This window comes from Pedobacter sp. 22163 (genome assembly GCF_052045595.1).
In the GTDB taxonomy this organism is placed as follows: domain Bacteria; phylum Bacteroidota; class Bacteroidia; order Sphingobacteriales; family Sphingobacteriaceae; genus Pedobacter.
In genome coordinates this window covers 638,390-655,528 of sequence record NZ_JBQEPM010000001.1, presented here as the reverse complement: position 1 = coordinate 655,528, position 17,139 = coordinate 638,390, and the positions used below count along the sequence as shown (strand labels likewise).

Here is a 17,139-nt window from a genome sequence, read left to right as displayed (position 1 = left end):
AACAGGTAATTGTTAAAAATCAATGACTATGACCTGCAACAATCTGCCATATTCAGTTATCCCATATCATTTTGGTCATATGCTAATTACGCCAGGCAAAAATATTGTAATTACAGAGGCTGAAACAATGAAGAGGGGGCAACTTCTAGATAAGCAGATCATTGTTAGTGGGCTTTACAGGCCTTGGGAAGTTTGTGGAGGCGGCCACAGCAGCTGTGGCCAGTTTCAGTATGTGGCTAAGCGGTTTTAGCTAAGCGGCAAAGCTGTAGGCTATACAAGGGGCATTTCGATTTATATCGCTTCATCAAGCCGTCTGCCGGCAGGCTATAAATACCAATATATAAATCTTATAATAATACATTACCCAAACCAGCAAGCTGTGTTTGCTGTTCAGTTGGAAGCAAAATCGGGCTTGAAATAGAAATCGCCAACATCCATTACGATGCCGCCGAAACCAATTTCCTCCATACTAAATACAATCCTGACGGGGACAGTCTTCTGGGCGGGGACATTAGTTTTTTAGCTGGACCGGTTATACCCATACTAATGTATTTCCTTAGCGTGCCTTTCATCTGATTGACGGGACACAATTTTTATGTACCGCGGAAAGGCAGGAAATACTTTCCGCGGTTATGGGGTGCGAGCTTTGTTTCCTATCCCACTGAGGCCGGTTTATTTTCTTAGGTTTTCGATCTCCATGGAAATATTCTTTGCACCTTCTTCAGCGGTCTGGCCTGGCTGGAAACCTATGGATTTTGCACGCACAATACCCTGCTTATCAATAAATATCTTAGTGGGGATGCCCGGCATCACATATTGGAGGTAATATCTGTTCATTTTCCCATCTTTGCCATGCTCATCAAATAAAACATCAAAGTCGTATCCGGTTTCTTTCAGAAATTTTTCGACCAGGGTTTTATAATTCTTATCGACCTCCCTGGTATCGATGAAAAGAAATTTGACATCATCATTGTCTTTGTATTTATCCATGGCCAGCTTAACCGAAGGAAAGGAATCTCTGCAGGGAACGCACCAGGTAGCCCAAAAATCAAGTACAATAATTTTGCCCTTGTAATCAGAGAGTGAAACTGATTTTCCCGAAAGGTTCTTCAAAGTGAATGCGGGCGCAGGTTTGTTAAGCGTGCTATCGGGATCCTCAGGAGTGGAGTAGTTGCTTATTTGCAAGCTCGCGGAATGAATGTTGAAATCCAGATCCGTCGCCAGTGCTTTAGTGGCTTGGAAAATCAAAAAAGTAAATCCAAAAAGTAGAATTGTTTTAGTCAAATTGTTCATTCGTGTTTATATTTAATATCAATATTTAAAAGCTGAGGATTTTCGTTTTCTGCAGCTCTGGAGGCCATAGCCGATACAGTTGCTTTCTAACCATCCCAATTGGGCATTAACATCCGGCTAATTTCAAACTAAACGCAATAATTCTAATGATGTTGCATAGATTGAAATACTTAATTATGTGCATTGGCAATGGTATCATGTTGAATTCTGTTATTTTTTATAAAGTAGTGCAGGGGATATTGACGGTGATTAATAATATATGCTCCGTTTATTAATTTATCCCAAAGGAGCTGCTTGCTTGGATTTTTTCGTAACTAATCTATTCACCATTACTGAAAAACGCTTGTCACCACTCGCGGTAAATTTGAGCTTAGCATGATCTCTATAGCTTAGCTTCAACCTTTTTTCATGAGAGACTATGGCACTGAAATTATTTCCGTGATTTTTGATCCAAGGTGATTGTCAACTGCGTCTCAAAGCGGTTTACTTTGGTCCCATACACAAAATCGTAACTGTGCGGATATGCATGCGCAAGCCTGGCGCTGATATTTTTCAGTCCGGTCTGTCCCCCTGCAGTCTTACCGTCCGCTGCGGCCAGGTTACTGGTCCGGAAAGAGATTTCCTGCTCATTGGCATGGATCCCAATGTGGGCAGGGTGATCAGGATCGTTCAATATCCCGTGTTTGAATATGTTTTCGACCAGTGTCAGCAGGATAATCGGCAAAATTATGGCCTTTTCATTGCTGATATCCTTGGTATAATTCAGGTTAAGCTGATCTTCGAACCGCAGGCGGTTCAGCTTGATCAGGTTTTCCATCTGTTCGATTTCCTGGTTAAGCGGAACATGATCACTTTTACTGTCCTCCAGTGCATATTCCATCAGGTCTGTCAGTGCGGATATGGCCAATGATGCATTGGCCGGATTGTGTTTGGTGGCGTGCCGGATAAAATTTAGGGTATTAAAAAGCAAATGGGGATTGATCTGTGCCCGCAGAAAGTCTTTTTCTGCAATCACCAGTTGAGACCTTAGTCTTTCGATCTCCAGTGCCCGTTGCATCTCAAGCTCCCTTCGCTCCAGGTGTCTGTTAAGATAATAATAACCGCTGGCATACATGAGGAAAAAGCTTGCCCTCCAGATTGTGATCCCGAGGTATTTTAAGTTGATGATCAAGGGTGATGCCCTGAGCCCGATACGGCCAAGAAACAGATTCATAAGTGTTGCTGCCACCAGGTATAACACGCATTCGAGGATAACTGCCAGGAAGAAATACAGGAACCGGTTTTTAGCCTTAGTGTTCAATATCGGCATTATCCATAAGGCGTGCAGATAGAATACTGCAATGTTGATCGCATAGAACAGGACATAAAACAGAAAATTGCTGAATTTGCCTGCGATAAATCCGGCCAGCACGACCTCGACAAAGATGTAGGCCGTCCAGCAGATCAGGTGGATCCGCAACTCATTTTTGCTAAAATTTCGCATCTCATATAGTGGTTAAGGCATGTCATATAATAAAAATGTGCAGGCTGTCTGCCTTGGGTAAAATTGGTCAATCAACGCAATAGACCATGAAAAGCACAGCAAAAAAACTTCAAAAAAGAACACTATTTATTTTCAAAAGTGTAAATCAGCCGATCAGATCAACAGGGGGACCTACGACCACCAGTACAGATCCGACTACGGTACTGACCACAACGGCCAACACCGATGTTTTAACTAGCCGCCACTGAGCATGCCCTTGCGCAGGACTTCGGTAAATGCGTTCCGGTATTTTTCACCGATGGGAAGACATTCTCCGTTGCTCATAAAGGCCATATTGCCTTCAACTTTCTTCAAGTAATTGATTGAGATCATATGCGATTTACCGATCCTGATGAAGTCGGGATGTCGCATCAGGTCTCTTTCGAGTTGCTTAAGACCTATGTAGGTGATCTCGGTATTCTTGGTCGTAATAATCTTGATGTGGTTGAGCAGGGCCTCAAAGTAGATGATCTCGCTGTAGAACACCCGGATAAAACTATGCTTGGTATTCCCGGTCACAAAGGCGAACTTCTTTTCGCCGTATTCAATACGCCGGCTTTTTTCCTGGATTTCTTTTAACTGTTCCACTTTTTCGATCAGGCGTTCATGGTTGATGGGTTTGACCAGGTATCCCGATGCGCCTTCGTGGAACGCTTCTTCCGCGTAATTCCGGTGGGCAGTGGTATAGACAAGATGGTCACAATAGACTTTTAACATTCTTGCCCCTTCAATTCCGTTGGTAACCGGCATGCTGATATCACAGAAAACGATATCCACCGGGCCGAAATCCTGAAGGTTGCCAATAGCATCATTGACGGTATTGAATGTCGCACGCAGGTTGATCCCGGGTGTCAGCGATAAAAGGTCTCCGATTTCGGCGAGGGCATGTGGCTCATCATCGATGGCGATACTGGTAAGTTCCATGGGCAGAATAAGTTAAGCTATGCTGCAATATCGTAATTGTCTTTTAAATCAGCAAGCACAGGATTAAAACGGAGACAAAAGTCGCCATGGCTAATTTGCGATTTCATATAGTGGTTATCGGGTTTGCTATAATAAAATATCTTATTAGGCCTTTCGGGCATACCTTGACCGCTGAAATAATCAATTTTTTAACCGATCATTTCGGCCATCGTTCTTTAAACGGATCCGATAGGATTCTTGGATACAGGAGGGAGCTTAGGGCTCCCTTTTTTTTGGTCGGGGTGTATAGTCTATTCAATTATGGTCAGTAAAGAATACTTCGGGCAACTGCTCAGGGTACTGGAACGGCTGTGCCAGGTATCAGCGGAGTTTGAAAACAGATTGGAGCCATTGATCCGGCTCAGGCAGTTTGCCGGACCTAAGAATATTCTCAGGGCGGGAGAGGTGCAGCAGCAGATCTGGTTTGTGGCCGGCGGACTGGTCAGGGAGGTGAGTCTTTCGCCGGACACTGTTTCTGGTAGGACATCCTGGTTCTGGTACGAAGGTGACTTTGTATTTGCCCATCCGGGGTTTTTCGCCGGGCTGCCGAGTCTGGTGGAGATGGAGGCCTATGGGGGAACGGTGCTGTTGGAGTTACCCAGGATGGATCTTGCGGTCCTGATGCAGGATTTTGAGGAGGGATCATTGTTTACTGCAACGCTGCGTTACCGTAATGAGGCTGAAAGGTCTGCTCACATGGCGGATCTGATCAACCTCAGGCATGCTGAAATGGTGCGCAGGTTTCGTCGTGACCATAAATCGGCCTTCCTAATGGCGAGGGCAAAGGACATCGCATCATTTTTAGGGATCAAGGACAACGGTATCCATCGCTTTCTAAAGGGGCTTTGAGCCAGGTTTAAAAACACGGTTTTTGTCGCTGCTTTTCTAGTCAAAAACCTTCACCAGGCAGCGGTTTCAACTACGAGATTAGTACTGGCCTTTCCAAGGGTTGGAATGGCCAGAATGAAATGAACTGACTAATGACTGGAGAATACAGAACAAAATACTTTGCCAGCGAACTGATTATGCTGCTCTCATCACTGTTGCTGGTGCTGCTTTGGGGCTACGCAGGTTTTTCGAAGTTAGCGGACTACCACCGTTTCGTTCAGCAGATGCAGCTGGCCCCGGTGCCGCTGATGAAACAGCTTGCGCCCGTATTGGGAATTGCTGTTCCTTTTGCTGAACTGGTGTTGGTCGGGCTGCTGTTCAGCGAACGTTTCAGAAAGACCGGGCTTTTGCTCTCTTTCTTTTTGCTGCTGGCCTTTACAGCATACATATCCCTGATGCTGCTTTCGGGTCTCAGGCTTCCCTGTACCTGTGGCGGGCTGATCTCGAAACTCGGGTGGCAGCAGCACCTGTTTTTTAATGCATTTTTTATGCTGATTTCCCTGCTTCCTTTTATCTGGGGCAGGTTTTTTCCAAAGTATATTCACCGCGGAGTATATAAATAACCAATTTTTAAATCCTTAAATTTTAAACAAGATGAAAACAAACATTAAAACCGCAATTCTGGGCATTGCATTAATGGCCAGCGTTACCGGAGCTTTTGCTTCGGACATTTCTGAACTGATCAACGGTAAAGCGACTAACACCCACAGCTGGCAGAAATACCAGCCGGACGGAACCACGCCGGATGGTGATCCGCAACTTGGGGATTCAACAGGTCCGTTTGCTGATGAATGTAGTGGTGATAACAACGTTTGTGCCATCGGTACGCCGGTCGTGTCAGGGCAACAGACCATTACTTTACGCTATTCTGAATAAGTAGTTAGTTTGCTATTTTTTTCATGCCCCTGGCCAGTGTGGTCAGTGGCATGTTTGTTTATTACTTTCGCAGGTCAAGGATCTGAAGGACGGAGAAAAATTCATTTTGCACTTTGAATGTGTATCCATATTTAGCGAGCTCCTGGAAAAGCATTTCGGGCTTTAGTCCGTTACTGGCGAGTTCCGGTGCCTTGGAATAATCTAAATCCATGTCGAAGCGCTGCTCGCTGCTGGCTGTACGATCGATAAAGGGATAGGGCAGGGTTGAAGGTGGTAAGCGGCGGAACAGAAAATCCAGGAGTTCCGGAAGATTCGCATTGCGAATAACCAACTTGTGATCAGCGGTAAAGCTAAACTTTGGTTCGAGTTTGCGATTTGTTGCTGCTGGTAGTTTTTCCCCTTTAATTTTGCTGACTACTATGCAGGGGATTTTCTTACGCACGATTTTGGTTTTGATCATAAACATGCGCTCGATATCGGAATAGATATAGCTGGCGAAGAGTGAATCAGGAACAGTGTTAGGCAGGGTCAGTGAATAACAGAAAAGATTTTTTCGCTCCCACTCTCCGCGGTCCTGGTAAGGGTATTTCTGGTAAAAGCTGGCATCCCGTGTTTTAGGGCCAAAAAAACGGGAAGAGTCACTGGTATGCAGGTCCAGCATAATTGGCCGAATTCCGGGATTGAACCGGCTGTAGGCTCCCCAAAGAGCTCGGGTAATGCTTTGGTTAAACTGCGTATATTCTTTCATATTGCCCCTTTCTGGTGACCTTTCGCCATAAGGTATTCCCGGAATAAATGGGGAAAGGATGGACCGGTAGGTATAAATGGAGTCGGCCAGGTGAAAAGTTTCTTCGGGACGGAAACGGAAATTGTCTTTTTTTGTCCTGACGGCCAGTGCTGCAGGATCCCGGCCGAAAGTGAGTAGGTTTTTTTCGCTGATCTCTTCACCCGAAGTGATCGCCCTCACCGTTCCGCTCTGGTCAATCCAGATGTTGTGCGGGATTCCGCGATGGGGGAACATTTTTCCCAGCAAGGTATCTTCTGGAATGATCCGCTCAGAGATGGTTACAAAATCACTGTTCGCAGGTCGCTTCATATATTCGCTGATCACCGCTTTGGTTTGGTTAGTGACCAAAATTGCATGATATTTTCCCGGTTGTTTTTGGCTAAGGGAATCCATATACCTGATCTCCTTGATACAGGGTACGCACCAGGTCGCCCAAAAGTCGATAATCAGGGGTGCCTTTCGGTAGAGGTCGGAAAGCTTCATTTTCTTTCCGTTGTAGGTTTTGACCTCAAGATCGGGCAGTTTATCCCCGATTTGTAGCGGCTCTTGCGCGTAGGCGTTGCACCAGCCAAGGATGAAGACGATGATGCTGAGCTTAAGTTTAGTAACCATTGTTTTGTTTCAAATTAGGGTTGTAGATAATTTCATTATTGGGAATAGGAAAGGCTGCTGAGATACCGGCTTTCCAATTGACTTTTATGGGGACCATTGCCGCCTCTAGTTGCTCGTTGCGTTTAAGGTCCAGGAAACGGTGTCCCCATTCACCAAACAGCTCTGCTTTTCGTTCTTTAGCAATAGCTTCCAGGCAGCCTTCCTGGCTGATGTTTGAATTTATGGGATCAAGGCCTGCCCGGGCTCTGATCAGGTTAAGGTCAGTGCTTGCGCTGCCAGTCTGGCCAAGCTGTGCTTTTGCTTCTGCTCGGATCAGGTACTGTTCGGCGAGTCTTAAGGCCATAACAAATTCAGGTTTTGTGGTACTGGCTATGCGGTTCTTGTATTTAGCCGGGTAGGCGTATATCCGGGTTTGTCCGGAACTGGTTACGCTTGCCAGGCCTATCCATTTATTTTTGCGCAGGTCACCAGCTTCAAAACCGGAATAAAATTCATCCCTTAAGGGGAAAACAGGAAGCGTGGTTGGCGAAGCCGGAATGAGCTGCGCCACATCGGTCAGGAATCCGTTCACCATCCAGAGCTGGAAGATCACCTCCGGGCTCCCTGCGAGGAAAACATCTTCCGCTTTCACTGCTGTTAACTGGTAAACGCTGTTCGCGATCACTTTTGAAGATGCATTTATGGCGTCTTCCCATTCCTTGTTGTAAAGATGGACCCGGGCAAGCAGGGCCTGGCTGCTGGCTTTATTCGCCCGGATGCGGCCGGCACCTTGATAACTGTCCGTAAGGGCGGCGCTGCTTTCAGTGAGGTCACGCTTGATCTGGATATAGACCGAACTCTTGCTTACCTGGCTGGCGCTGCGGTTGAGTGCTACATCGGTAGAAAGGATCAATGGGATATCATCATAGCAATTGGCCAGGTAAAAGTAGGCGAATGCGCGAAGGAATTTAGCTTCGCCCGCAAACTGTTTTTTCGCGGTGGGAGATAGTCCTGCGGAGGCTTCTACACCTTCGAGTATCGTGTTGGCCTGATAAATAACGGAGTAAAGGTTGTTCCAAAGCGCGTTGTTGTTGGTATTGTTGCTCTGGAGTTTGCCATTTGCATATTCTAAATTGATCAGCGCGCTGGAGGTTGTATTATATTCATCAGCATACAGGCTGATGAATTTCATCGAGCTGTGTACGGTGCCTATGGTAAAATAGGCGCCCAGTAAAGCAGTGTTGGTTGTAGTACTGTCTGCAAATACAGTACCGCTTTCAACCTGGTTTTTGGATGCTGGTATGTCCAATAATTTTTCGCAGGAAGAACATAGGAAGGCCAGGGGTAGCAGTAAGACTGCCGTAAATTTTAATGTTGCTTTCATAGTGGTATCATAAACTAAGTTGAAGGCCTAAGACCAAGGTTTTCGAGGGCGGGATGTTCCTGCCGGTGGTGGTAGATATGGCCCCGGATTCCGGGTCCATTACTGCGGAGTTGCGGTGCCACAAAGTGTATAGGTTTTGTCCTTCGGCAAAGACCCTTAAAACGCTGAGTCCCATTTTTCTGGCTTCCTTAATGGGGAGCAAATAGGAAAGGGAGATATTTTTTAACCGGATATAGGAGGTATCAAAAATATTGGCTGAAGACTGTCCGTAGTAAAAGTCGAACTGCGTGGAAGGCGGAGGTACTGTTGAGGTGGGATTGGATGTCGACCAGGATTCCAGGTCGAATTCATTAAAAGTACCGCCGCCGCCTGGGTTCCGGTTAAGGCCGCCTTTTGTACGTTGCTTAACGAATTGTAAAAACAAACTAAATTCGAAGTTTCGGTAAGTAAGGGTATTGCCAAGTCCGCCGTAAAAGTCCGGGGCAGTTTTGCCAAGGGTAAAATTAGCATAGGGTGTGGCTGAGGCTTGCCCGTCCCTGCCGGCGTACAAAACCTTTCCTGTTGAGGGGTCGATTCCCAATGCCTGATAGCCTCTGATACGGGTGATATCATAGCCCAATTCATAAATGGCAGCGTAGCTGGAATTATCGAAGCGATCAAAGGACTTAAGCTTGTTTTTAGGAAGCGTGATGTTGAAGTTGCTTGACCAGCTTAGTTTTTTTCCTTTTAAGTGGGTGGAACTGATACTGAGCTCCCATCCGCTGTTTTGGATGACGGCGGGCAGGTTGGCCTGATAGCTGCTGAAACCGGTAATCAGCGGAATGGCGTAGTTCACGAGTTGGTCGGAGCTGGTTGAAAGGTAGTAATCTACGCTCAGGCTCAGGGCATCCCTGAAAAAGCCAAGTTCCAGGCCGATATCAATTTTGCGGGTACTTTCCCATTTGAAATCGGCATTGCTGATCCGGCTTGGGCGGATGATTGCAGTGCCCTGGTAACTGGAGGAGCCAGGGCTGTTGAAGGTAGAAAGGTAGCCGTAATCCGGAATCTGGTCATTGCCGGTGGTGCCCAGGCTGGCCCTTAATTTACCAAAAGAAAGTACAGGGAATTTTTCTTTGAGCCAGTTGAGGTTGGAAAAGATCCAGCTGCCGCCGATAGAACCAAAGTTGCCATAGCGGTTACCCGGACCGAAACGGGAAGAACCGTCCCGCCTTAAGGTTAGGTTTAAGATATAGCTGTCCTGCAGATTATAGGTAACCCTGCTGAAAAGGGACGCATATCTATATTGGGAGTCGCTCCCGGTGCTGACTATGGTTCCGGCAGATCCGGGATTTTCCATCAGGCTTTCCAGGCTAAAGTTGCTGCCAATGACGGACATGCGTTCCGTGCTTTTGCGTTGATAGGTTCCCCCCAGCAGAAAGGTGAGTTTATGTTTGCCAAAAGTGATGTTATAGTCGGCCTGAGGTTCGGTGATAAAGGACTGCGAGGTACTTTTAGTGAAATTGGTACTATTGGCTGTACCGGGTGGAAGCGATGAAGAAGGGGAAATAAAGGTCTGGTCGTAACTGCTCCGGGTATAACCTGAATTGATCTTAAAGCTTAAGTTGGGTAGCAGCCGGTAGGCGAGTTCTGCGCTGGTAATGCTGTTGTCAGTGGTGTTTTTACTTCGTGCATGGGTTTCGGCTTCAATATTTCCGGCATACCAGTTCGTAGTTCCGTCGGGCAGTGTCAGTGGATAATTAGGTGCGATGAGGAAACTCCTGTCAATATTGTTCACGATATTGCTCAGGTCGCTATATTGCCTGTTGAGCTGATTGGAGATCCTGATGCTGAATTTTTGGTTTTCTGAATAGTGTTGGAGTTGAGAGGATAGTCCGCCGCGGTAATAGCTGTTGTTTCCGGGCAGTACAGTTCGTTCATTCCTGAAATTTCCATTGACCGAGAAGGTGGTGTTTCCTTTTCCGCCGGATACCCTGGCCTGGAGATCAGTGGAACTGGCTGAGCGGCCAAAGATATAGTCTACCCAGTCGGTGCCCTGTGTCTGGCTCCATTGGGTAAGGTCGGGGGCATAATTGGTAGAAGCAGGGTCGGATGAGGGGATGAGTTTATCATTGGCAAAAGCATCCCTGCGCATCTGCAGATAAGCCTGCAGGTCGAGTAATTTTGGTTTGGCGCTGATCGTGCTGATGCCCTGGCGGATGTTGAGGTCGATTTTGGTAGCGCCGGATTGTGCTTTTTTGGTGGTAATCAGGACTACGCCGTTTGCGCCGCGGCTACCGTAGATCGAGGTGGCATCTGCGTCCTTGAGCACGCTGATGTTTTCGATATCAGCGGGGTTGAGGTTGCTCAATGGACTCAGGGCACCTGCGATATTGATCACATCGGTATTTCCTTTGCCGACGGGCGTCCCGTCATAAGGTACGCCATCTACAATGTAAAGGGGATCGGTACCGGCGACCATGGAGCCTTTACCCCTGATCTGTACATTGATGTTCCCGCCTGGAAGGCCATTGGTGGTTTGGATGAACACGCCGGGCATTCTGCCGGAGAGGGTGGAAAGGACATTGGTTACCGGCTGTTCTTCGATCTGTTTAGCGTTTATGGAAGAGATTGCTCCGGTGCTGAGCCTTTTTGTCGTTTTGCCATAACCGATGACCTGGACATCGTCGAAAGAACCCGTGCTTTCCTGCATGTTGATTTCCAGGTTTTTTAGGTTTCCGTTGAAGCTGATTTCCTGGCTTTGATATCCTGTGTAGGTGATGAGCAGGATGCCAGTGGCTGTTTTTGCGGTCAGCGTGAAAGTGCCGTTCTGTGAGGACTGGACGGAAGTATTTGAATTTTTAATGCTGATGGTTGCGCCGGACAGGGCTTTGCCGTCGCTTGCCGTGACGACCCGTCCATTGATCTGGGTGGTTGTCTGGGCGCTTAACCGGAATATTGGGCAAAGCGCGGCCAGTACAATAAATATTATTGTTTTTTTCATGTGGTTTGGGTTAGTTGTTGTTTACCCTGTTTGTTAAAAAACCAGGACGGGGGCCATGCTTGAAATAATCATTAACCGATGAAGGTGGCGGTCCCGCCTGGTCTATAGGGACTATTTAGTATGTTGTATTTTATGGTTTAATTTTTTGGTTTGGTGGATTTGGGTTGATGTAGTGGTATTGTTGTGGCATAGTTCTGCCCGTCCGATACATTATTAAAGAACCTGTTGCAACCAGAGGGGCAGAACTATGCCAAAGCTAGATGGGGTTTTTGGGCTTGAGCGCGTAAAGCCGGTCAAAGGGGTAGAAGGGATGGGGTTTTTGTGTGTGGAAAGGAAAAAACAGGGCAATACCGTTCACCAGTGGGAATGGTGTAGGGTGGGTTGCCTGATTGTTTTTTCTTTTCATGCTCGTATTGGTGATACGAGTCTTTGGTATGGAAAGCACTATAGCTGGGCTCTAAATACCACCTTGCAAGGCTTTCGACGGCCTGAGAAACGGATTTACAATAGAGCCCATAGCGCTATAGTGCGTTCGAAAATACGCAAAATATCGCCATAGGCATTAATCTATTGTCCCGTTCAATTGCATTTGTCGAAATTTAGCAAGCGAGACTCTTATTTAATACCTTAATTACTAATCAAATATAGTAATTGTTGTGTTAAAGCACAACAATTTTTTTATGTTTTTAGTCCAAATTTCTCAAAAGTTAATTTATATGAATGACTCAGAGAACAATTTAAAGAGGTTTGGTGAAAATTTGGCAAGAATAAAAAAAGCAAAAAAAATGTCTTACCGAAAAATTGCTGCTAATTGCGATTTGGAGCACAGTGATATTAAACGTTATGTGGACGGTAAAATAAATCCAACATTATTGTCATTATTAGATCTGGCGAAAGGACTAGGTATTCATCCTAAGGAGTTATTAGATTATTAAGCGAGTCTGAATTTACCTTCACAATGTTGTTAGAAGCCAAATAATCTCATTATTAATCAAAGCAAATTAAAAGTTGTCTTGATGCTTAACAAGTATATTTTGTCTATTAACTCAGGTTTAGTTAGGAAATAAGTCGTTCTGGTGAGATCTTTTTTAACTGTCAAATTCTACTTCCAGTTTTGAAGGGTACATGCTGATATAGAAAATGACAAAAAAAATTCGTCCTTACCAGTAATTTCCAATGGGCAGAATAACTATTCTATAAAATACTCGTATCCAATTATGGAAGAACATCCATATATACTACATGAACTCTTTAGCTTTAACCTTATTAGAAATTGACAAACTTGATTGATATTTACTTATTGTAATCAATTAACTAGTTAATAATTTGTGTCTTGAAATTAAAAAGTAATTAACTATCAAATTTATTTTGACAGTATCTTTATTTATCGTATTCCTCAATTATCGCATTAACCGCTTTTATTACTCCTAATGATTTGGCTGCTAAGCTAGCCTTCAGTAGATTTTTTACATTGGGATCTTTTATCGATTCTACAATTAAATTCATATCCTTTAAGCCACCGATAAAATCGATCCAACGTGATAATGGTTTACTTTGTAGTAATTTATACAGTACACGGTGGTCTGTCAATAAACATTCATCGAAGTAATATAACCAACGATCCTTTGTTACGTTTTTTAAAATATCGTTTGCAGGCCCCTGGGCCTCCCAAGAATTTCCCCACTGATTACCTAACTTAACGCAGAGGGTGGCACTTATGCTTAAAGGCAAAGCAGGAATTGGTATGACACTGCCCATATTAGCCAGAGCTCTCACCGCACTTGCTTCATAATAAAAATTGTTGCTACCCTCATGGACACCAATAATATCATTTGCAGCTTTAATAAAAGCATTTGAACGAAGATCTTCCGGTACGTAGTCAAATCCTTTCACTTTTAGTAAAAGCTTTTTCAGTCCACTTACTGCCGTTGATTTCCCCTCCGTATAAACTTCTGCATATGTTTTTCCTATTTGCCACTTTTCTGGCAACTTGAAGTCTGTCCAAATTTTGGGAATAATGAGATTAACATTTGCTAGACTATTTTCGAGTTGAGCACTTTGCTTTGTCTTAATCATTGATAATAGAATTCTCAAAGTAGCACGTTTGAAAAAATAAGGTGCTTTTAAAAGTTTTTTGACATTATTATCTTCGTCTGTCAATGTGCTTTCTTCAAGGGAATCCCGAAATTCCATGAAATTCAAGCTGAATTCAACCTTATGTTGCCCTAAGATGCTTTGAATGCATGATACAAGTACGGTCTGTGCATCTAGTTTAGTGAAAGATTCCTCTATATCTTCTTCATTTTCTTCACTTTCCTCTTCTGCCTCATTGAAATGACTTATCAAATCCATACTCTGCTTTAGACGAAATGCACTTTTGTTAGATATTAATCCTAAGTCTTTTGCCAATTGCAGAGCATCAAAATCTGTAATTACGTGTTGAAGATTTGTGAAGTCTGTTATGTCCTCTCTATCCAGCATTTCTCCTACAAATGCTCCGCCCATTTTGGCAAGCTGTGATTTTATGGCAGTTATAGTTTTATTCCAAACGTAGTTGCTCAACATTTGGTAATTACCACTCTCATAAGCTGCAACTATCTGATTTCTGTCCGAGGTTTTTAGTTGAACAGCGATGTCGAGAACTGAAGAAATGTCCTCTTTTTTAGATATCGTAATCTCGCTATTACTTTTCCATAAACTTGTATTACTCATGTTTTTTACTTTCAGTGTTACCGTCCTGTGATTGTATATATATTGCTTTAATCGAAGTAGATAATTTATTTTCTAAAACTGCAAATGTTCTACTTCTTGCACCTCCGTCTAGGTTTTCAGCTACATCTTTTGGATGTTTGATAAAAACATTATATGCCAAAACGCCACCTTTATTAGAAAAAACTGTTATGCCGTCACTCATTAGCATTCCAGCTATAATATTGAAAGCCCCATTGAGTTTTGAGTTTAATTCTAATGTATTTACAGCACTGAGCATCTTATTTAATTCACTTATTACCTCATCTACAAAGATAGGTTTTTCCAAAACTATTCCGTCAGTCAGTATTTTCGGATAAGATTTTTTAGAATCAACAACAACACTTAAATTCCCGTGACCATTTTGCATGACATAAAGAAAAAGCCGAGAATAAAAGGTACTCATTTGTTCCTTGACATTAGTATCCGCATTAGAAAGTAACTGGCTAACAAAATCATTCTGTGCCGTTATTATTGAATCGTCCATCGTACTACTTAAACCAAAGTTGATGGTTAAAACATTCCCTTTTACACCTTTTACTTCAACAATTTTTTCAGCGATTTGTCTTACGGCTATTAATGTTTCCTCAACGTTACCATCCTCTATAATGTTTTTAAATATAGGCATTGAAATAATAGTTGCTCCAGCTCGGAATAGCCCGAATTCAAATTTATCTTCATGCCTAAGAACGTAGATACACCATCCCCCGAAAGCAAGGGGTGCACACTTTTTTAATGCTCTTAATATTATACCGGGTAACCTTCCGCCTGTACCTATCTTGATAAATTCGGCGTTAATCAGGGTTGTCCTAATAGAACTCAAATTATCAGTAATATACACTTCCGGAAACAAATTTTTACCTTCCTCTTTATATGCTGAGATTTGGTTAACTAATTTAGTTAGTCCCATATGAGTGTGAGGACAGAACATACCTTCATTATGTAAGAATTCCTCTAATTCCTCCTCGAGTTGCTGATTTAGTGATATTGATTTGTTTGGCATAGGCTTCCGAGTATTTAATTCTAGATAAATTAGTTTTGAAGAAAATGTTAAACTTCTAAGCAACAGCAGATGACTGATCTCCACTTAGCTTTTTAATCAATTTTCCATCAAAAGTTATTAAATTGTACCTCAAGCCCAGGGTTGTAGATTTAAATATATTTTCATCATTATTGAAAGAAGCTGCCACTATTGTTTGGCACTTGTACGTAGCTAATTCTTTGAAAAAGATTTCCAAATCTTTATCTGACATTGAATGTTGCCCTGGTTCGTCAAAGATTAGGAGTTTTGGGTGATTTCCGTTAAACTTCTCTGAAGTAGAGTATAATGCGCATGTATAAGCCCAAATGGATCTAATTAAATCACTTGCTGATGAATCGAAAGCAATATTGTAATTGTTAATAGTAGGAATGAATTTGTCTCGGGAAATTTTAACCTCATTTGTTGGTTTACTACTATAATTATATTTATTTAGTAGCCGTTTGACCTCTGCTGTTAAGAAATCCAATTTTTTCTCGTCCTCGACGGAGAATGAATTTTTTGGTAAATCTTTCAATTGTCGCCTTGTGTCAGTCCATTCAGCCCCAATTTCCATTATTTTCACAATCTGTTGATCGATCTCAGCCTTTAATTTGTAGTAGAATTCCAATTGTTTTCTCAGCTCCATTCTGGTTTCGATTTGCGAAACAGAAGGAATTCTGTCATCGGTGATTAATTCTTTCTTTATTGATTTTATTTCAGATCTTAGATCAGAAATTTGACGAAGAAATTTTGTGTTTTTATCCTCTATGTCCAGTAGGTAGTCTCTATTGCTTTTGATAAATGCATTGACCATCTGCCTCTGTGACTTTAAATATTCAATATTATCCTCGATTAGCATTGGTTTTTGGAGGAGATCTTGAGGCAATAAACTATCGCTAACGGCTTGATGGCAGGTAGCACAAATACCCTTTGCGATGTCTAGTGAAACAATGCCTCCAAGCCTACTGATTTTTGCAACAGATTCATTTTTAGAAAGATCGTTTTCAATTTGGAGTAATTGATTCTTCAATAACTCTAATTTTTTTCTTTCATTGAATATTTCCAAATTCAATTGATCTGAGGCAAAAATAGACCTATTTAGCTTTTCTGTTAAGATGCTCAATTCATTTTGCCTCTGGTTTGTTAAATTGCCACTAGTTTTTACATCGATATCTTTTATTTCATTATATTTTTCTAATAATCTTTTTAAATACTCCGTAAATTCAATGTTTTCGTCTGGGGTAGGATAGTATAATGTTACCTGTTCTGAGGATTTGATGTCATGTGGTGTATCTTGTATTGATGTTGAAGAAATAGATCCTCTATTGATTAAGCTTTTAAAGATTTCCCAATTTAAGAACCATTTAGTTTCAAGATCTTTTTCGTTCTGCTTTAGTTTAGCTTTTTTGTTTTCGATTTGAAATGAGTCTAGCTTTAGAATGAATTCTATAACACGGGCTTCAACACTCTTTATTCCGAAATAGGGAATAGTTGCCAAAAAATTTGACCAACCTTTCTTCTGCTCAATAATAAATGATGCAAAAATTGTCTGTAGATATAGCTTCTTCTCAGAATCATCTACTGTAGAATGAACTTCTGGGACTTGCCAGCCTAAAAAGTTTTCTAGAAACATGTGGAACCCAAAATTTACGTCCATTGCACTACCGGCATCATGCACATACATCAATCGTTCATCGAAGTCAGCTCGCCCATTCTCTTGAAGTAGGAGAGAACCGTTGAATACACTGATGAGTTTATTACTTTTGTTTTGACTAATGATGTGTCGCTTTAGGGTTATCGTTTCTTGACCATTTGAGAGTTCACAAAAGACAGTTGATTCATTTACTCGAATCATTTCATTGCCAACTTCAATAAAATCCTTTAGCACTGACTGCATAGCTTTTTCGTTTCTACCACCAAGCAATTCTTCTAATCCAAGTGAGTAAAGTATAGATTGTAATAGCGTACTTTTTCCCGAAGAATTATTTGCAGCGATGATGTTAAGGCCTTGTTTGAATTCTTGGAACGATCCATATTCACCATTTTTTGTTTTTGCCTCAATCTTTAAAGCCTTTATTATTATCAT

General features: G+C 42.7%; 16 protein-coding genes. 6 read left to right on the top strand and 10 right to left on the bottom strand.

The features are described from left to right. Positions 1-28 precede the first annotated feature (28 nt). Positions 29-250: a hypothetical protein gene (locus ACTJKN_RS02745; RefSeq protein ID WP_440822466.1), complete on the top strand. Its 222-nt coding sequence runs from the start codon at positions 29-31 to the stop codon at positions 248-250. A 422-nt stretch (positions 251-672) separates the two neighbouring features. Here the strand turns inward: ACTJKN_RS02745 and ACTJKN_RS02740 are convergent, their stop codons facing one another. Beyond that, entirely contained in the window at positions 673-1,293 is a 621-nt protein-coding gene (locus ACTJKN_RS02740; RefSeq protein WP_440822464.1) for a TlpA family protein disulfide reductase, read from the bottom strand. 430 nt (positions 1,294-1,723) lie between these two features. Continuing rightward, positions 1,724-2,776, bottom strand: a complete 1,053-nt coding sequence (locus tag ACTJKN_RS02735; protein WP_440822462.1) for a sensor histidine kinase — start codon at positions 2,774-2,776, stop codon at positions 1,724-1,726. 86 nt (positions 2,777-2,862) lie between these two features. Here ACTJKN_RS02735 and ACTJKN_RS02730 point away from each other — a divergent pair, with 86 nt between their 5' ends. Next, complete coding sequence (locus ACTJKN_RS02730; protein ID WP_440822460.1) at positions 2,863-3,024, top strand: hypothetical protein; 162 nt, start codon at positions 2,863-2,865, stop codon at positions 3,022-3,024. On the opposite strand, the gene ACTJKN_RS02725 is transcribed toward ACTJKN_RS02730, so the two are convergent. Next, positions 3,011-3,739 carry a LytR/AlgR family response regulator transcription factor gene (locus ACTJKN_RS02725; protein ID WP_440822458.1) on the bottom strand — a complete coding sequence of 243 codons (729 nt, stop codon included), beginning with the start codon at positions 3,737-3,739 and terminating at the stop codon, positions 3,011-3,013. The genes ACTJKN_RS02730 and ACTJKN_RS02725 overlap by 14 nt on opposite strands. Before the next feature lie 300 nt (positions 3,740-4,039). Between ACTJKN_RS02725 and ACTJKN_RS02720 the strand changes: the two genes are divergently transcribed. The 3 genes from ACTJKN_RS02720 to ACTJKN_RS02710 all read left to right on the top strand — a co-directional run bounded on the left by ACTJKN_RS02720 (position 4,040) and on the right by ACTJKN_RS02710 (position 5,542). Continuing rightward, entirely contained in the window at positions 4,040-4,627 is a 588-nt protein-coding gene (locus ACTJKN_RS02720) for a Crp/Fnr family transcriptional regulator (protein WP_440822457.1), read from the top strand. Between the two features lie 131 nt (positions 4,628-4,758). Next, positions 4,759-5,229, top strand: a complete 471-nt coding sequence (locus ACTJKN_RS02715; protein ID WP_440822455.1) for a MauE/DoxX family redox-associated membrane protein — start codon at positions 4,759-4,761, stop codon at positions 5,227-5,229. Positions 5,230-5,260: 31 nt separating this feature from the next. Then, positions 5,261-5,542, top strand: a complete 282-nt coding sequence (locus tag ACTJKN_RS02710) for a hypothetical protein (RefSeq protein ID WP_440822453.1) — start codon at positions 5,261-5,263, stop codon at positions 5,540-5,542. Between the two features lie 61 nt (positions 5,543-5,603). Here ACTJKN_RS02710 and ACTJKN_RS02705 read toward each other — a convergent pair whose 3' ends face one another. The 4 genes from ACTJKN_RS02705 to ACTJKN_RS02690 form a co-directional block, all read right to left on the bottom strand. Beyond that, positions 5,604-6,941 carry a TlpA family protein disulfide reductase gene (locus ACTJKN_RS02705; RefSeq protein ID WP_440822451.1) on the bottom strand — a complete coding sequence of 446 codons (1,338 nt, stop codon included), beginning with the start codon at positions 6,939-6,941 and terminating at the stop codon, positions 5,604-5,606. Beyond that, complete coding sequence (locus ACTJKN_RS02700) at positions 6,931-8,304, bottom strand: RagB/SusD family nutrient uptake outer membrane protein (RefSeq protein WP_440822448.1); 1,374 nt, start codon at positions 8,302-8,304, stop codon at positions 6,931-6,933. Before ACTJKN_RS02700 ends, ACTJKN_RS02705 begins: the two co-directional genes overlap by 11 nt. A gap of 7 nt (positions 8,305-8,311) precedes the next feature. Continuing rightward, a complete protein-coding gene (locus tag ACTJKN_RS02695; RefSeq protein ID WP_440822447.1) occupies positions 8,312-11,284 on the bottom strand; it encodes a SusC/RagA family TonB-linked outer membrane protein in 2,973 nt (990 codons plus the stop codon). A gap of 256 nt (positions 11,285-11,540) precedes the next feature. Continuing rightward, a complete protein-coding gene (locus tag ACTJKN_RS02690; RefSeq protein ID WP_440822445.1) occupies positions 11,541-11,690 on the bottom strand; it encodes a hypothetical protein in 150 nt (49 codons plus the stop codon). A 310-nt stretch (positions 11,691-12,000) separates the two neighbouring features. On the opposite strand from ACTJKN_RS02690, the gene ACTJKN_RS02685 reads away from it, so the two are divergent. After that, entirely contained in the window at positions 12,001-12,219 is a 219-nt protein-coding gene (locus ACTJKN_RS02685) for a helix-turn-helix domain-containing protein (RefSeq protein WP_440822444.1), read from the top strand. A gap of 445 nt (positions 12,220-12,664) precedes the next feature. Here the strand turns inward: ACTJKN_RS02685 and ACTJKN_RS02680 are convergent, their stop codons facing one another. Genes ACTJKN_RS02680 through ACTJKN_RS02670 form a run of 3 tightly spaced genes read right to left on the bottom strand, consistent with a single transcriptional unit; the run spans position 12,665 to position 17,139 of the window. Continuing rightward, on the bottom strand, positions 12,665-13,996 hold the full coding sequence (locus ACTJKN_RS02680; protein ID WP_440822443.1) for a hypothetical protein: 1,332 nt from the start codon (positions 13,994-13,996) through the stop codon (positions 12,665-12,667). After that, on the bottom strand, positions 13,989-15,035 hold the full coding sequence (locus ACTJKN_RS02675; RefSeq protein ID WP_440822441.1) for a hypothetical protein: 1,047 nt from the start codon (positions 15,033-15,035) through the stop codon (positions 13,989-13,991). Before ACTJKN_RS02675 ends, ACTJKN_RS02680 begins: the two co-directional genes overlap by 8 nt. Positions 15,036-15,090: 55 nt before the next feature. Then, positions 15,091-17,139 (bottom strand): hypothetical protein, encoded by a 2,049-nt coding sequence (locus ACTJKN_RS02670; protein ID WP_440822439.1) that lies wholly within the window; start codon positions 17,137-17,139, stop codon positions 15,091-15,093.

What these genes read in the sequence shown, in the direction of transcription:
- ACTJKN_RS02745 (WP_440822466.1), top strand. Translation starts at nt 29, where the DNA reads ATGACCTGCAACAATCTGCCATATTCAGTTATCCCATATCATTTTGGT.
- ACTJKN_RS02740 (WP_440822464.1), bottom strand. Translation starts at nt 1,293, where the DNA reads ATGAACAATTTGACTAAAACAATTCTACTTTTTGGATTTACTTTTTTG.
- ACTJKN_RS02735 (WP_440822462.1), bottom strand. Translation starts at nt 2,776, where the DNA reads ATGCGAAATTTTAGCAAAAATGAGTTGCGGATCCACCTGATCTGCTGG.
- ACTJKN_RS02730 (WP_440822460.1), top strand. Translation starts at nt 2,863, where the DNA reads ATGAAAAGCACAGCAAAAAAACTTCAAAAAAGAACACTATTTATTTTC.
- ACTJKN_RS02725 (WP_440822458.1), bottom strand. Translation starts at nt 3,739, where the DNA reads ATGGAACTTACCAGTATCGCCATCGATGATGAGCCACATGCCCTCGCC.
- ACTJKN_RS02720 (WP_440822457.1), top strand. Translation starts at nt 4,040, where the DNA reads ATGGTCAGTAAAGAATACTTCGGGCAACTGCTCAGGGTACTGGAACGG.
- ACTJKN_RS02715 (WP_440822455.1), top strand. Translation starts at nt 4,759, where the DNA reads ATGACTGGAGAATACAGAACAAAATACTTTGCCAGCGAACTGATTATG.
- ACTJKN_RS02710 (WP_440822453.1), top strand. Translation starts at nt 5,261, where the DNA reads ATGAAAACAAACATTAAAACCGCAATTCTGGGCATTGCATTAATGGCC.
- ACTJKN_RS02705 (WP_440822451.1), bottom strand. Translation starts at nt 6,941, where the DNA reads ATGGTTACTAAACTTAAGCTCAGCATCATCGTCTTCATCCTTGGCTGG.
- ACTJKN_RS02700 (WP_440822448.1), bottom strand. Translation starts at nt 8,304, where the DNA reads ATGAAAGCAACATTAAAATTTACGGCAGTCTTACTGCTACCCCTGGCC.
- ACTJKN_RS02695 (WP_440822447.1), bottom strand. Translation starts at nt 11,284, where the DNA reads ATGAAAAAAACAATAATATTTATTGTACTGGCCGCGCTTTGCCCAATA.
- ACTJKN_RS02690 (WP_440822445.1), bottom strand. Translation starts at nt 11,690, where the DNA reads ATGAAAAGAAAAAACAATCAGGCAACCCACCCTACACCATTCCCACTG.
- ACTJKN_RS02685 (WP_440822444.1), top strand. Translation starts at nt 12,001, where the DNA reads ATGAATGACTCAGAGAACAATTTAAAGAGGTTTGGTGAAAATTTGGCA.
- ACTJKN_RS02680 (WP_440822443.1), bottom strand. Translation starts at nt 13,996, where the DNA reads ATGAGTAATACAAGTTTATGGAAAAGTAATAGCGAGATTACGATATCT.
- ACTJKN_RS02675 (WP_440822441.1), bottom strand. Translation starts at nt 15,035, where the DNA reads ATGCCAAACAAATCAATATCACTAAATCAGCAACTCGAGGAGGAATTA.
- ACTJKN_RS02670 (WP_440822439.1), bottom strand. Translation starts at nt 17,139, where the DNA reads ATGATAATAATAAAGGCTTTAAAGATTGAGGCAAAAACAAAAAATGGT.